Here is a 2,464-nt window from a genome sequence, read left to right on the forward strand (position 1 = left end):
GGCCACGGCGTCGGCGTCCGCGCGGGACCGGCAGCCGGTGCGCCCGCCGGGCAGGCCCAGCTCGACGCAGACGTCCACGGGTCGGCCGGCCCCGGCCAGCGCCGCGGTCATCAACTCCACTGCGCGCACCGAGTCCACCCAGCACACGAAGCTCATGCCGGGGTCGCGGTCGAGTTCTGCGGCCAGCCAGCTCAGGCCGGCGGCGTCGACGAGCTCGTTGGCCAGGATGAGATTCGCAACGCCGAACGCGCGGTAGACAGCGGCCTGCGAGACCGTGGCGACGGTGATCGCACACGCTCCGGCCTCGAGCTGCCTGGCCGCCAGCTGCGGAGCCATGTGGGTCTTGCCGTGCGGTGCCAACTCCACACCGTGCTCGCGGCACCAGGCGGCCATCGTGGCCAGGTTGTGCGCCAGCGCGTCGGCGCGCAGTACACAGACCGGGCCCAGGGGCCCCGATTCGAACAGCGCAGGGGTCTGCTCGAGAACTTCGGCGGGTGTTCGGCCCCACCAGCGGGCCGGGATGCCCTTGGTGGTCCAGTCCAGTGGTCGCCGGGTGAGTTGGTGCAGTGCGGCATGGTCGATCGGCGGGTGGCCAGGCACGGTCATCTGTTCATTTAAGCTGGCACGTCGTGACTGACGTTTCTGGCGATCCCGATGCCGAGGCCATCCCCGAGCAGTTCCGGATCCGGCAGGCCAAGCGTGAGCGGCTGCTCGCGGCGGGGCAGGAGGCCTACCCCGCCGAGGTGGCGCGCACCCACAGCCTTGCCGAGCTGCGCGCGGCCTACCCTGACCTGCCCACCGACACCGCCACCGGCGACGAGGTCGGGGTCGCCGGGCGGGTGATCTTCGCCCGGAACTCCGGGAAGCTGTGCTTCGCGACGTTGCAGGAAGGCGACGGCACCCAGTTGCAGGCGATGATCAGCCTCGATCGGGTGGGCCGGGAGTCGCTGGACGCGTGGAAGGCCGACGTCGATCTGGGTGACTTCGTCTTCGTACACGGCGAGGTGATCAGCTCCCGGCGCGGCGAATTGTCTGTGCTCGCCGATTCTTGGCAAATGGCGTCCAAGGCATTGCGCCCGCTGCCGGTCGCGCACAAGGAGATGAGCGAGGAGGCGCGGGTACGCCAGCGCTATGTCGACCTGATCGTGCGTCCCGAGGCCCGCACCGTCGCCCGGCAACGGGTCGCCGTGGTGCGTGCGGTGCGCTCGGCGCTGGAGCGACGGGGGTTCCTGGAGGTCGAGACCCCGATGTTGCAGACCTTGGCCGGCGGGGCGGCGGCGCGCCCGTTCGTCACGCACTCCAATGCGCTGGACTCCGACCTGTTCCTGCGGATCGCGCCCGAACTGTTCTTGAAGCGGTGTGTGGTCGGTGGGCTCGACAGGGTCTTCGAGTTGAATCGGGTGTTCCGAAACGAGGGTGCCGATTCGACGCATTCCCCGGAATTCGCCATGCTGGAGACTTATCAGGCCTACGGAACCTACGACGATTCGGCCGTCACCACCCGGGAAATTATTCAGGAGGTGGCCGACGAGGCGATCGGTACCCGCCAGGTCCCATTGCCCGACGGCAGTGTCTACGATCTCGACGGCGAATGGCCGTCCGTACAAATGTATCCGTCGTTGTCCGAAGCCCTCGGAGAAGAGATCACCCCCGACACTTCGGTCGACCGGTTATGGCAGATCGCCGACGCGCTGGAAGTCGAGATTCCGCGTGATCGTGGCTATGGACATGGAAAATTGGTCGAGGAACTGTGGGAATACAAGGTGGGTGACACCTTGTGGGCGCCGACTTTCGTGCGGGACTTCCCAGTCGAGACCACGCCGCTCACCCGTGCGCACCGCAGCATTCCCGGGGTCACCGAGAAATGGGATCTCTACGTTCGCCACATCGAGTTGGCTACCGGATACTCCGAGTTGATCGATCCCGTAATCCAGCGGGAAAGGTTCGAGGCGCAGGCCCGCGCAGCCGCCGCGGGTGATGACGAGGCGATGGCATTGGACGAGGATTTCCTCGCCGCCCTCGAGTATGCGATGCCGCCGACGACCGGAACCGGAATGGGTATCGATCGCTTGCTGATGGCGCTGACCGGACTCTCGATTAGGGACACAGTTTTGTTCCCGATTGTTCGTCGTCACGGCAGCTGAACCGCCGGGATTGAGCGTTGTTGAATGGATTGCCGCTTTATGGCACATTGGTCCCAGGGGGCTGATCGAAATTCGGGACACATGTACGACAGCCAGAGAAGGGCGCACCGTTAATGGCCAAGAAAGTCACCGTCACGTTGGTCGACGATTTCGACGGTGAGGGCGCCGCCGACGAAACTGTCGAATTCAGTCTCGACGGAGTGAGTTATGAGATCGATCTCTCTTCCAAGAACGCCACGAAGCTGCGCAACGAGCTGAAGCCCTGGCTGGAGGCCGGCCGGCGGGTCGGCGGGCGGCGGCGGGGCCGCGCTGTGGCGACG

At 66.1% G+C, this 2,464-nt stretch carries 2 protein-coding genes and 1 pseudogene; 2 read left to right on the forward strand and 1 reads right to left on the reverse strand.

Annotation, left to right across the window (positions count from 1 at the left end; translation table 11 throughout):
* The coding region (locus ACXAID_RS27730; protein WP_475025377.1) for an alanine racemase at positions 1-606 on the reverse strand (606 nt) is incomplete at its 3' end.
* Positions 607-629: 23 nt separating this feature from the next.
* Here ACXAID_RS27730 and lysS point away from each other — a divergent pair.
* Both lysS and lsr2 read left to right on the forward strand, forming a co-directional pair.
* Positions 630-2,144: a lysine--tRNA ligase gene (gene lysS, locus ACXAID_RS27735; protein WP_475025378.1), complete on the forward strand. Its 1,515-nt coding sequence runs from the start codon at positions 630-632 to the stop codon at positions 2,142-2,144.
* Positions 2,145-2,257: 113 nt separating this feature from the next.
* Positions 2,258-2,464 (forward strand): annotated as a pseudogene (lsr2, locus tag ACXAID_RS27740) (histone-like nucleoid-structuring protein Lsr2); the annotation flags it as partial.

The sequence above is a fragment of the Mycobacterium sp. ABE4_509 genome (genome assembly GCF_056160785.1).